This is a genomic window from Vibrio brasiliensis LMG 20546, assembly GCF_000189255.1.
GTDB classification, from domain to species: Bacteria; Pseudomonadota; Gammaproteobacteria; order Enterobacterales; family Vibrionaceae; genus Vibrio; species Vibrio brasiliensis.
Map to the genome: position 1 here is coordinate 15,104 of NZ_AEVS01000081.1, position 12,097 is coordinate 27,200.

General features: G+C 48.7%; 8 protein-coding genes. 5 read left to right on the forward strand and 3 right to left on the reverse strand.

The window, feature by feature from the left end:
- Nucleotides 1-24: 24 nt before the first annotated feature.
- Complete coding sequence (gene fdhF, locus RH46_RS15675; protein ID WP_006880486.1) at nt 25-4,233, reverse strand: formate dehydrogenase subunit alpha; 4,209 nt, start codon at nt 4,231-4,233, stop codon at nt 25-27.
- A 315-nt stretch (nt 4,234-4,548) separates the two neighbouring features.
- Between fdhF and napG the strand changes: the two genes are divergently transcribed.
- From napG to RH46_RS15690, 3 genes are all read left to right on the forward strand, one after another.
- Nucleotides 4,549-5,310 carry a ferredoxin-type protein NapG gene (gene napG, locus RH46_RS15680; RefSeq protein WP_006880487.1) on the forward strand — a complete coding sequence of 254 codons (762 nt, stop codon included), beginning with the start codon at nt 4,549-4,551 and terminating at the stop codon, nt 5,308-5,310.
- The gene (gene napH, locus RH46_RS15685; RefSeq protein WP_006880488.1) at nt 5,310-6,164 is read left to right on the forward strand and encodes a quinol dehydrogenase ferredoxin subunit NapH; all 855 of its coding nucleotides are present in this window, start codon (nt 5,310-5,312) and stop codon (nt 6,162-6,164) included. The genes napG and napH overlap by 1 nt, the downstream gene beginning before the upstream one ends.
- Before the next feature lie 322 nt (nt 6,165-6,486).
- On the forward strand, nt 6,487-8,064 hold the full coding sequence (locus RH46_RS15690) for an ATP-binding cassette domain-containing protein (RefSeq protein WP_006880489.1): 1,578 nt from the start codon (nt 6,487-6,489) through the stop codon (nt 8,062-8,064).
- A gap of 55 nt (nt 8,065-8,119) precedes the next feature.
- Here the strand turns inward: RH46_RS15690 and RH46_RS15695 are convergent, their stop codons facing one another.
- Nucleotides 8,120-9,070 carry an endonuclease/exonuclease/phosphatase family protein gene (locus RH46_RS15695; protein ID WP_006880490.1) on the reverse strand — a complete coding sequence of 317 codons (951 nt, stop codon included), beginning with the start codon at nt 9,068-9,070 and terminating at the stop codon, nt 8,120-8,122.
- A gap of 9 nt (nt 9,071-9,079) precedes the next feature.
- Entirely contained in the window at nt 9,080-10,984 is a 1,905-nt protein-coding gene (locus RH46_RS15700; RefSeq protein ID WP_006880491.1) for a tetratricopeptide repeat-containing diguanylate cyclase, read from the reverse strand.
- A 269-nt stretch (nt 10,985-11,253) separates the two neighbouring features.
- Between RH46_RS15700 and RH46_RS15705 the strand changes: the two genes are divergently transcribed.
- Entirely contained in the window at nt 11,254-11,682 is a 429-nt protein-coding gene (locus RH46_RS15705) for a VOC family protein (protein ID WP_006880492.1), read from the forward strand.
- 28 nt (nt 11,683-11,710) lie between these two features.
- The gene (gloA2, locus tag RH46_RS15710; RefSeq protein ID WP_006880493.1) at nt 11,711-12,097 is read left to right on the forward strand and encodes an SMU1112c/YaeR family gloxylase I-like metalloprotein; all 387 of its coding nucleotides are present in this window, start codon (nt 11,711-11,713) and stop codon (nt 12,095-12,097) included.

Sequence of the window (12,097 nt, forward strand, 5' to 3'; positions counted from 1 at the left end):
TGGCTTTGTTGTTTTAGCCCTTTATCAGACCGGAGTCTCGCAGGGCAATGGTTCTACTTTTACTGCCGCGACTTTAAACTCAGGTATCTTCGCATGAGGATCGGTCGCAGTTGTTGTCAGCCTGTTGACTGGTGATTCAACAAAGTGGAACGGAATAAAAATCACCCCTTGCTGAATGCGTTTGGTGACAAACGCATCTATCTCAATCTCACCCCGGCGGGTTGATACTTTAAGGCGTTGGCCGTTGGATATACCCAATGCTTCGGCATCCTGCACGCTAATCATTGCTCTCGGTCCGGCGAGGTTGTCCAACCCTTTGGTCTTACGAGTCATGGTTCCGGTGTGGAACTGCTCTAATACGCGTCCCGTTGTGAGTACCAGCGGGTACTCTTCATCTGGGAGCTCTGCCGCGTAGCGGAAAGGGACGCCAACCATCTGACCTTTACCCCGGGTGAACTGAGTCTGGTGCATGATGCGAGTACCGTTAGGGTTGTTCTTATTGCTTGGCCACTGAACCCCTTCTGGAGTAATCGCTTCCCAACGCAAACCTGCATATTGAGGGGTAACCCTAGCGATTTCAGCGGTAATGTCTGATACCTGTTGATAGTGCCAGTCACTGCCCATCGCGTTCGCGATCTGTTGGATAATCCACCAATCCTCTTTCGCTTCACCAGGCGCTTTCACGGCCGCATTAATACGCTGAACCCGTCGCTCTGTGTTGGTGAAGTGACCGGATTTTTCGGCAAATGAGCACGAAGGCAAGACAACATCGGCATACTGAGCGGTTTCAGTGAGGAAGATGTCCTGAACCACTAAGAAGTCGAGCGCTTCAAGGCCTTCGATTACGTGAGCCTGATTAGGGTCACTCAATACTGGGTTTTCGCCCATGATGTAGAGACCACGTACTGAGCGCTGGCAGGCTCCATCGATGATTTCAGTCAGTGTTAAGCCCGGTTCTGACGGTAAGTAATTGGCATTCCATTCAATAGCAAACTTCTGGCGAATCATCGGGTTGTAGACTTTCTGATAACCAGGGTAGCTATTTGGCAGTGCGCCCATATCGCAGGCGCCCTGGACATTAGACTGACCACGCAGTGGGTTAATGCCACCCCCTTCAATTCCGATATTGCCACACAACAGCTGAAGGTTAGCCACTGAGCGAACGTTATCGTGTCCGGTAGTATGTTGAGTGATGCCCATCGAGTAATAAATCGCAGTTCGTTCCGCTGTACCTATCATTCGTGCCATGGCAAAGATGTCTTCGCCACGAACCCCGGTTACCAGCTCGACTTTATCCAACGCGTACGCCGGTGACATCACTTCTTGGAGAAGGGTATCGAAGCCATCTACCCGTTCTTCGATGTACTCCTGATCGTACCAACCGTTTTTGATGATTTGCTGCATAATACCGTTCAGCAACATTACATCGGTGCCCGGGCGGTGAGCAAGATAGAGCTGGGCATGATCCGCCATATCAATGCGTTTTGGATCGGCAACAATCAGGCGGGCGCCATGATGGCGAATCGCTTGTTTGATATGCGAGGCAATAATCGGGTGAGCTGACGTCGTGTCCGAACCTATGATGAAAATTACATCTGAGTGTTTAATACTCGGGATGTCATTGGTCATGGCACCACTACCCAGTGAGGCTTCCAGACCTGTTACACTTGAGGCATGGCAGAGACGAGCACAGTGATCGACGTTATTGGTGCCCAGTTCACGGCGAATAAACTTCTGGAAGGCGTAGTTGTCTTCGTTGGTGGTTTTGGCTGAAGAAAATCCTGCTAACGCGTTGCCACCGAAATCTTGTTTAATGGTGGAGAACTTATTCGCGATAAGCTCAATGGCTTCTTCCCAGCTTGCAGGTTGTAACCAACCATCTTTACGGATCAATGGCGCGGTTAAGCGCCCTTCATCGCCAACAAAGTCGAAACCGAACCGGCCTTTAACACACAGCATGCCCTGATTCACTGGTGAGTGCGCTCCGGTGACACGGCGAATACGGTTAGCCTTCTCGTCAACGTGCATGGTTAGCTTACAGCCAACCCCACAGTAGGTACATATGGTGTCGACCTGTTTAAGCTGTTCTTCGCGTCCTTGTGAACGGTCGCGGCTGTCGACCATAGCGCCGGTCGGGCAAGCCTGAACACAGGCGCCGCATTGGACACACTTAGAGTCGCCCATCAGAATCCGACCACTGCGACTTGAGCCAAAATGAGGCCTGTCATCCGGTCTAAGCGCCGGACGCCCATTCTGGTCGTGAACGAAGTTGAGAATGCCGTGGACAGCCTGCTCACTGCACGCTTGAATACACTGACCACAACTGATGCAGCGGTTTGCGTCGAACTCAATAAATTCTGAGCTGCGATCGACAGTGAACTTATGGCGTGAATCTTTGCCACGTAACTCGAGCCAGTCCTGATGATCTTTGACATCGACGGAATGGCTAAACTCCTGCTGCGCTCCGTATTCGGTTGAGTAGTCGCGGAGATCACAGCTGGTATTAGCCTGACAGCCACACTCAAGGCAGCGCGCTGCCTCTTTGATTGCGTGTTCATTATCGAAACCGAGTTCGACTTCATCAAAGCTTTGTTCGCGCTGAGCTGGCGTTAGTTCAGGCATGATACTTCGCGCCACTTTTTGCAAGTTGTCAAAGTGAAGCGGATCGACCTGAGCAAGCTTCTGCTCCTTACGTGAATTGAACGCTGGCGCAGGCATCTCTGCCATATCACCATTAAGGAACAGGTCGATGGCTTTTGCGGCAATTCGACCATCACCGACCGCCTCTACTGCTGTGGCTGGACCGCGGCGGAAATCACCGATACTGAAGATGTTTCCGGTACCCGTGTGCATGGTTTGATCATTTGACTGTGAAGTGTTCCAGCGTGTGAGTGGAATCGATAATGAATCTTTTTCGAGGAAGCTCAAATCCGGCTTTTGTGACACAGCGGCAATCACAGTATCAAACTCTTGAGTGAAGAACTCACCAGTGGCTTCAGGTCTGCGGCGGCCAGAGGCATCGGGTGCACCTAATGCCATACGCTCGAGACGTACTTGTTGCACACGGCCGTCTGGGCCGGCAATGTTTTGTGCAGGATTGGTTAAAAACAGAAACTGTACACCCTCGTGCTCTGCTTCTTCGATTTCATAATCTTCTGCTGGCATTTCTTCGCGGGTACGACGATAGATGATAGTGGTCTCGGCGCCGGTGCGACGTGCGGTGCGCGCACAATCTATGGCGGTATTACCACCACCAATCACAGCAACTTTATTGCCCGTGGTGTAGTGTTGTTCGGTGACATAGTCTTTGAGGTAGTCGACACCTAAATAGCAGCCTCCGAGGTCACTACCCGGATACGTCATTTCGACCGCCAGTGATGCGCCAACGGCCAGACAAACAGCGTCGTAATTTTCACTGAGCTGCGAGAGAGTAAAATCATCGCCCAGCTTCTGTTTGGTTTTGATCTGCATACCATTACGGCACATCAACTCGATCTCTTTATCCAGGATCGATTTCGGTAACCGGTATTCTGGGATCCCGTAACGTAACCAGCCGCCTGCTTTTGGCATCGACTCGAATACCGTCACGTCATAGCCTTCATTGGATAGATAGTATCCGGCTGTTAGTCCACCTGGGCCACTTCCTACTACCGCAATCGAAAGGCCTTTAGCGTCTTTTTTCTCAGGTACGTAAGCTTCCTGCGCCGCGAGGTCTGCATCTGCGGCGTGTCGTTTAAGCTGACGGATAGCAATGGATTCGTCGACCAATGAACGGCGACATTCACTTTCACAAAATGCCGGGCAGACGCGGCCAATGGAGAGTGGCATTGGCAGGGTACGTTTGATGACTTCTATCGCTTTTTGATGATCGTTTTGGGCGATAAAGTAGAGATACGATTGAATGTCCACACCGGCAGGACAGGCGGTTTTACATGGTGCTTCGCAGTCAGCATAGTGATCTTGCATGATTTTGTTGAGTGCCTGACGACGGTGTTCACTCAATTGCTCTGACTGGGTTTTTACATTGAGACCACGGTAGACCTGCAGTTCGCACGCGCGTTGGGTGCCGCCACTTTCTACTTCGACGACACAGAGATCACAAGGTACCTTGGCGTTGGATTTGTTTAGTCCACACAGTGAAGGGATCTCGACTCCACATACTTTTGCTGCTTCTAGTAGGGTTGAACCCTCTTCCACAATCCGATATTTACCGTCAATTACGATTTCTATCATAAGACCCTCACAGCGTATTTTTAAAGCCTTACATTTTATAAGGATAACACCTAGCAAGGAAAGTTCGTGTGACAAAAAACGCATTATGTGGCTATTTATTGTCCAGTTCAGACTTTGAGCTCCCTGCTAATTTACCAATATGCGCTCTTGCTCCCACTGGTTAGTTGATTCTTATCAATACATGCCTGATACACCTCTTTAGGGGTATATATAACCCTACAAACAGTGTTGAAAATATCCGTATTATCTTTGCGGTTGCTATGCTTACCATAGAGCTGTGCATTGCCAAACCGCTGGTGTGCGAGGAAGTGAGTCATGAGTGGGTTTAAAACGAAAACGTCGCAAAGCCGTCGTCGGTTCTTACGCGATGCTGCGCGTACCGCGGCAGGCGTTGGGGCCGCCGCTACTGTTCTGGGTTTGCAGTCAATGCAAAGTCAGGCACGAGATGGTGCCGGAGTGCCGATTCGACCACCGGGTGCCTTGCCTAAAGGTGAATTCGAAAAAGCGTGCGTTCGCTGTGGCTTATGTGTCCAGGCCTGTCCTTATGACACTTTGAAACTGGCGACTCTATTATCATCGGTAGAGTCAGGAACGCCCTATTTCACCGCTCGCGATATTCCATGTGAAATGTGTGAAGACATTCCTTGTGTACCAGCCTGTCCTAGTGGGGCACTGGACCCCAATCTGACCAACATCGATGATGCGCGCATGGGTACCGCAGTGCTAATTGACCACGAAAGCTGCCTTAACTGGCAAGGTTTGCGCTGTGATGTTTGCTATCGTGTCTGTCCGTTGATTGATGAAGCCATTACCCTTGAACATGTCCGTAATGAGCGAACTGGCTATCACGCCAAACTGATCCCAACCGTTCATTCCGATAAATGTACTGGCTGTGGCAAGTGTGAAGAAGCGTGTGTCACCGAAGTGGCAGCAATCAAGATAATCCCTACTGAACTGGCTAAAGGTAAGATGGGCGCTCACTATCAGCTGGGGTGGGAAGAGATTAACAAAACCCTGGAGAACAGTGCGCCCGAAGTGCCGACCGAAGCATTAGAAACGTTGGGAGGTAAGTTGTAATGGCTAAGAACCTAGCACAGAATGCCGGTAAAGATGCGATACGAGAACTTGGCTGGTGGCGAGCTCACCGCTTTTTGCTCCTGCGTCGTTTATGCCAGTTACTGATTGTGATTTTGTTTATGGCGGGTCCGACGCTCGGTGTCCTCAAAGGCAATTTATCCTCAAGCAATTTGTTTGATGTCGTTCCTATGAGTGATCCTTTAATCGTGATGCAAACCCTAGCCGCCGGGCATTTACCGGAAGCTACCGTGCTGATCGGCGTAATCGTTGTGGTGGCTTTCTACGCGGTGTTAAGCCCAAGAGCTTTTTGTGGCTGGGTATGCCCGCTCAATGTAGTCACAGATTTCGCTGCTTTTTTGCGTCGCAAACTCAAACTTAAAACCAGTTTTCGTTGGTCAGCTAACATTCGTTATTGGCTGATTCCCGTATTACTGCTTGGTAGTGCATTGTCGGGCAGCGTGTTATGGGCTTGGATAGATCCGGTGGCGGCACTTCATCGTGGACTCGTGTTTGGTTTTGGCGCTGGCTGGGTATTGATTGCCTTAGTTTTCCTGCTCGATCTGCTGTTGGTAGAACATGGTTGGTGTGGTCATTTATGCCCGCTTGGTGCGACTTACGGTGTGATTGGCCGCAAAAGCCTGCTGCGAGTGGTCGCGGTTGAGCGCGAGAAGTGCACCAAGTGTATGGATTGTTATTACGTTTGCCCTGAACCCGAAGTGCTTCGTCAGCCGCTAAAAGAGGGTGACCGTCGGGTGATGGATCAAAACTGTATCAGTTGTGGTCGCTGTATTGATGTCTGCGCTGAGAAGGTGTTTGAGTTTAAAAATCGCATTTCAGTCAAACAGATCGACTGAAGATAGCACTTTCATCTGCCATGGCTGTCTTTCGTTGGGCAGCCATGCAACCTGATGCTTTTGTATTTGCTCTGCGGCTAAAAGTTAGCCTATAATGCCCCCATCATTTCTTCAGGAGATTACGCCAATATGAATAACTAACACCTGTTATCCATTTTTACATTGTTGTTCGGATTTCACAGGGTTAGTCGGCGTAGCTTCGTCACTGCTTATTATCAAGCATAATTCTCTAAACATAATTGAATTAAACGTTCCTTAGCACCATCGGGATCGATCCATTTATACCTTGCTACGCCTAATCCTGTTGCACAGGAGGCAAGTTATGCCAGTAATACAAGCAAATAAAATCAGTTATCAGTTCGACAGCGGAGAGCGACTGTTTGATGACATCTCATGTTCACTTGTGGCGACAAGAGTCGGCCTGGTTGGGCGAAATGGAGTCGGTAAATCGTTGTTTGCATCGATTCTGACTGACAAAGTCCAGCCATCGTCTGGCAGCGTAATGCTCAATGGCACACTCGCCAGTTATAGCCAGTTACCATCACAACTTTTATCCAGTTCGATCACGGTCGCTCAGTTTCTCGGTTATCAAGAGAAGCTGGACGCAATACAGCGGATAGCGTCGGGAGATTGTGATAGCAAGTGGTTCGACATTGTTGGTGATGACTGGGGGCTTGAGCATCAGTTGAGCCAGCAGCTAACAGAGTTAGGTTTACCACCCCAAGTGACGTTTCCCTGCCATTTATTGAGTGGAGGGCAACTGGCTCGCTTACAGTTGTGGAAGTTGTTTAATAGTCAGTTTGACCTGTTGGTTTTGGATGAGCCGTCCAATCACCTTGATGGCGCTGCACGGAGCTGGTTGGTTGAGCAAATGGCACGTTTCCCCGGTCATATTTTATTGATCAGCCATGATCGGCAATTGTTACGTCATATGGATCAGATCTGGGAACTGAGCAAGTTAGGTCTGGTTCAGTATGGTGGCAACTATGACTTTTATCATCAGCAGAAAAGTACTGAACGAGCTGCACTGGAGCGTCAGATTGAGGCAGTGCGCGGTGAACAGAAAAGGCTTGACGTTCAGGCGCAGAAAAATCGGGAGAAGGCCCAGCAAAGGGAAGCGCAAGGAAACAAACTGCGTAAGTCGGGCAGTCAGTCAAAACTGATACTAGATGGAATGCGTGACAGCGCGACCGCTTCCGTTTCAAATCGACTGAAAAATGAGACCAGTAGAAAGGCGATGCTTGAGCAAAAGCAGCAAGGTTTGAGTGAACGTTACGAGCAGATCAAACAACAGAAACTCTACCTTGAACAGGGGTCTCAAGGCCGAGGTAAAGTGCTAAATATTGTTGCTGGCGTGCTACCGTTTGGTCGTCGCGAACCGCTTAATCTTATTCTTGAAGGTGACAGTAAACTGCATCTGGCTGGTGGCAATGGTTGTGGTAAATCGACCTTGCTCAAAGTACTGCAAAGACAGCTCTCATTGAGTTCAGGGGAGCTGCAAATCAATCGCCCAGTCTGCTATCTGGATCAGCATTTTGGTCTGCTTAGTCCAGAGCTGTCGATGTTGGAGAATATGCTTGAGCATTGCGCGGGGATGTTAGACAACGATGCGCGTACTTTGCTGGCAGGGATTGGTTTTCGCCGAGACTCCGTTTTTCGACAGGCGAGTCAGCTTAGTGGTGGTGAGAAGATGAAACTCGCGATGCTTATTGTCAGTCATCAGCCGGAGTCACCACTTTTGCTGCTGGATGAACCTGACAACCACTTGGATTTGGACTCAAAGCTTTTGCTCGCTGACGCTCTGCGTAACTATCAAGGAGCATTCGTGATTGTTAGCCATGATATGGATTTTGTCGCTGAGAGTGGCGTTACGAAATCCTATCTGCTTGAAAGTGCCTAGCGAATAGGAGAGTCAGATGCCAGCGTCGAAGGCGCTGGCATCTTTATCGAAGCTCTCAAAGTACAAAACGTACGGTGACAGCGACAAAAGCATGATCGCTGGCTTGCTTATCCTGCTCGAAGCTGGGATTGATCAAGTGCTTATCCAATGCACGATAATCAGTGACATCGGCTAGGGAGTATTGGCTGTCGGGATGAAACTCCTGAGACAAAAGGATGTAGTCAAGAATATTGCCAGTGGCGAAATGGTAGTGGGTAGGCTGACGTTCAGCATCCGGATGGGTAAGTTGAAACAACCGCCAGCTATCTTTTAGCATTAATGGGTTACCTTGCAGCTCAACTTCCTGGGTCAGCAATCCGGTAATGTCGCTCGATATTGCCTGGTTGAAGTCGCCCATCAAAACGGTCGGAATAGGGTGCGTCTGGTACTGCTGCTGAATAAAAAGGCGTAGCATCAGAGCTTCCCATCCTCTCTGCTGAGCAGATAACCAGCGACCGATCAGTGGTTGTTCCAGCTCTGCTTCGAGACTTTCAGTTGCCCGTTGTGATTTGAGGTGACAGACATAGACGGCCACTTCGCCTATGTCTGGCACATCGATGATTGCCTGAATCGGTTGGCGGCTGAATGAAGGCAGTTGGGTCTGATAGCCCTGACTCATCTCCTTGGGGGGCGTCACCGGGCTAATATGGCTGATCGGATATCTGGACGCGATGGCGACAACGGGTTTGGAGTAGATATACTCCTGCTCAATGGCAGGCGAATCGACCGTAGCAAAGTGAGGGTAGCCGATTTGTGCCATTAACTCTCTTGTCGCTTCAATACTGAACACTTCCTGCAACCCGACTACGTCTGCGTCGAGTTGGGAAAGTTGCTGCTGGGTCCAGCGACATTTCTCCTGCCAAGCTTCTCGCTCATAAATATTTTCGAAATCATAAAATGCTCCCGGCGGCTCAACAAAATTGAACAGGTTGGCGGTGGCAAAGGAGAGCGTTTTGTTGGTTAGCAACGGATTACCTTACTGATGATGAGTGCCGTAAACGGAGTATTGATTACGTCCAGAGCGTTTTGCCTGGTAGAGTTGGGTATCGGCTTGAGCAAATACCGTTTCCCATTGAGACTTGAGCTGCGCTGAGTCACTGACAGTCGCGCCCAGAGATATGGTGATTTTAAACTGGTTCTGTTGATAATGGACCGTGTGTTGTTCGATGCTCGCTCTCAAACGTTCAAGTGTATCCGTCACCTTTTCCTCATTGGTTAATGGCATGATAAGAATAAACTCTTCTCCGCCCCAACGAACCAACAGATCACCTTTTCTAAGGTTAGTTTGCAGTACACGCACCGTTTCAGTCAGCACTAAATCCCCCGCTTCATGGCCAAACTGATCGTTAAACTGCTTAAAGTGGTCGATATCGATTACGCTTATCAGATATTTGTAATCATCTTGCTCTGTGGATAAAGTCTGACGCCAGCCCTCAAGAAAGCGTCGGTTGAAAGCACCAGTTAAAGAGTCGGTACTATTTTGATTCTTAAGTTCTGCATTGGCTCGTCTTAGACGAAGGATCCCGCGCAGAGAAAAGTAAGCCAAAATGCCAAACAGAGTCACGTAGAGAATTTCACGTGAACGTTGCTCTTTGAGGGTGATGTGTTGCAATTCGTTTTTAGCTTGAAGCAGCTCGACCTCCCGGCTATTGAGCTGACGCTCCAGAGCACTTTTCTCGCCCAGAATCTCATCACTGTATGTTTCGCGGTAGAAGGTCTGTCTGACCAGTGACTCACGTTTCATGTAGTTGAGCGCCTGCTGGTAGTCACCAGTTGCTTCGTAGGCTTCAACCAATTTGCTCAGGATATCCATTTCCCAAACTACTTCATCACTTTCTGAGTCTTCGAGCTTATCGAGAACTTTGTTCGCGTAGCTAATGGCTTCAGGGTAGTTTTTCTTTGCAAGGTAAGCGGTGGCTAAAGCCTCGTAACAGTTAACCAGCATGTGGTCGGTGTTTCCTGACTCTTGAGAAACCTCGACACAACGTTGGGCCATTGCTAATGCTTGCTTGGTGTGACCAATATTAGCGTACTGGATTGAGAGATCGGCAAGCGTCGAAAGTTTGATGCGGCTCGACCCGGTCTGATCTGCCTCTTCAAGAGCCTGCTCCATGTATAACGTCGCTTTAGCTCGTTCACCCAGAGCAAAAAATGTCGCGCTGGAATTGGAGTAGAGAATCGCTTCAAACAGACTGTTGTCGTAGTTATTACTGACATACAGATCTAACGCGCGCTCCAGATATGTATTGGCCTTGTTCCATTGCTCCGCCAGCATATAGACAGTGGCGATATTGTTAAGCGTCATGGTTGCCTGAAAGTTGTCGCCAATCTTGCTAACCTGTTCAAAGGCCATTTTGTAGTATCTTAAACTCGCCTTTACGTCGGATTGCTGCATGTTGACGTTACCTAACCAACGATAAGCTCGGCCGAGTAATCGTCTGTAACCAATATCGTCCGCAATAGGTACGATTTCGTGAAGTAGCGATTCACCTTCAATCAGCAGGTCAGCGTCAATCAAGGCGATCGCTTTGAGAAGCTTGGCTTCAGCACTGATCCACTCAATGTTTAACTCATCTCCCATAGCCAGCATATCTGGTCCTGGTGGAATCTTGATACCTTCGTATTTACGTAGATTAGTTAAACCAAAATAGTATAAGGCTTTAGCCTGAGCTGAGGCGTGCTCTGGTAAGGAGATATTAGTGAGATTAACCCGACCCGGCTGACAGAGAGAAGAGTAGTAAAACGTCAGCATCGAATGGTCTTGTTCAGAGATGTTTTGATGAAGGAAATCCTGATCCGAATCTAAGTTGCAGGCTGCCTGAGCCTGAGTGACACTGCCGATAGCAAATAGAGTCGTGACAAGAGACAAAAGTTGTTTCATTAAAACTGGCTGCTCACAAAATGGCGAATAGACTTAAAGTTTACCATTTTATCAATGCCCTGCACTTTAATGTAGAAAATAAAGCCAGTGGTAGGACTGGTCTGTTCCGTTTACGGGGCTGATAGCATGAAGTCGATTAATGTTATGAACTTGCCCTTTAAGTCAGTGGTTTCTCATTCTTTGTTTAGTTGAGAGATTGCAATAGTGACAAAAAAGCGCACTATATCAATTGACTGAATTGGAAAATGGATCAGCAAAAGGAGTTTGAAATGGAACCGCGGGTAAGCATTATCACTCTTGGTGTAGAAGATTTACAACGCTCTTATCAGTTCTACAGCCAACTCGGTTTTCCGTCATCTCGGACACCGGAGGATGGCATCATTTTCTTTCAAACTGGCGGTGCCTGCCTGGCTCTCTATCCAATTGCTGCTCTGGCTGAAGATGTTTCACCCAATATAGCGGTAAAAAAGGAGGGTTTCTCTGGGATAACTCTGGCTCATAATACTCGTTCACGAGAAGAGGTGGATCAGATACTGGCTGCCGCCGTTGAGGCAGGAGCAAAGTTAGAAAAACCAGCGCAAGATGTATTTTGGGGCGGTTATAGTGGTTATTTCTCAGACCCTGATGGTTATTTGTGGGAAGTTGCGTATGGCGACTGCTGGCAATTCAATCCGGATGGTTCGTTAGTGATCGATTAATTGTGAGTTGAGCAAGCGAGGATATAAGTTGAAACTAAAAGGTATTCACCACGTAGCAATTATCTGCTCCGATTACCAAGTGTCGAAACGCTTCTATGTTGAGACACTCAGACTCCCCATTATTGCCGAGAATTATCGTGCTGAAAGAGACTCCTATAAACTGGATATCGCGCTACCAGATGGTGGGCAGATAGAGCTGTTCTCTTTCCCTGAACCGCCAACAAGGCCTTCGCGACCTGAGGCGCAGGGGCTTAGACATTTGGCGTTTAGGGTCGACTCTGTTGAGGGCTACGTCGATTACTTATCGACACAGGGCATTGAGTGTGAACCGATTCGGATCGATGAATTTACTGGTAAGTCGTTTACCTTTTTCACCGATCCGGATGGTTTACCGCTTGAGTTGTATCAGGATTAG

What these genes read in the sequence shown, in the direction of transcription:
- RH46_RS15690 (WP_006880489.1), top strand. Translation starts at nt 6,487, where the DNA reads ATGCCAGTAATACAAGCAAATAAAATCAGTTATCAGTTCGACAGCGGA.
- RH46_RS15700 (WP_006880491.1), bottom strand. Translation starts at nt 10,984, where the DNA reads ATGAAACAACTTTTGTCTCTTGTCACGACTCTATTTGCTATCGGCAGT.
- RH46_RS15705 (WP_006880492.1), top strand. Translation starts at nt 11,254, where the DNA reads ATGGAACCGCGGGTAAGCATTATCACTCTTGGTGTAGAAGATTTACAA.
- napH (WP_006880488.1), top strand. Translation starts at nt 5,310, where the DNA reads ATGGCTAAGAACCTAGCACAGAATGCCGGTAAAGATGCGATACGAGAA.
- fdhF (WP_006880486.1), bottom strand. Translation starts at nt 4,233, where the DNA reads ATGATAGAAATCGTAATTGACGGTAAATATCGGATTGTGGAAGAGGGT.
- napG (WP_006880487.1), top strand. Translation starts at nt 4,549, where the DNA reads ATGAGTGGGTTTAAAACGAAAACGTCGCAAAGCCGTCGTCGGTTCTTA.